This window comes from Streptomyces sp. NRRL F-5727 (assembly GCF_000719555.1).
Classification (GTDB): domain Bacteria; phylum Actinomycetota; class Actinomycetes; order Streptomycetales; family Streptomycetaceae; genus Streptomyces.
The window spans coordinates 1-259 of the sequence record NZ_JOGX01000183.1; the positions used below are offsets into that span (position 1 = coordinate 1).

At 69.9% G+C, this 259-nt stretch carries 1 protein-coding gene; it reads right to left on the reverse strand.

Annotated elements, in window-relative coordinates:
* On the reverse strand, window positions 1-213 hold a 213-nt coding region (locus IF73_RS38470; protein ID WP_037881958.1), incomplete at its 3' end, for a putative T7SS-secreted protein.
* Between the last annotated feature and the right edge of the window lie 46 nt (window positions 214-259).

A 259-nucleotide genomic window follows, 5' to 3' on the forward strand; every position in this document is an offset into this window, starting at 1 on the left:
CTGCTCCCCGACCGACGCCCCCAGCGAGGAGGCGGTCTCGTCGCCCCAGTCCTCGACCGCGTCCGCCCAGTCGTGCGCACCGACCTTGTCCAGCGCCTGACCGGTCTTGTCGGTGACGTAGTCGACGCCCTCGCCGACGAGTTCCTTGCCCTTGTCGATGCCGGAACCGACACCGTCGACGATCTTGTCGCCCCACCCCTTCCAGTCGACCATCAGCGGCTCTCCCCCCACCGCGGCTGCTCGGCCTGCTCGATCGTCG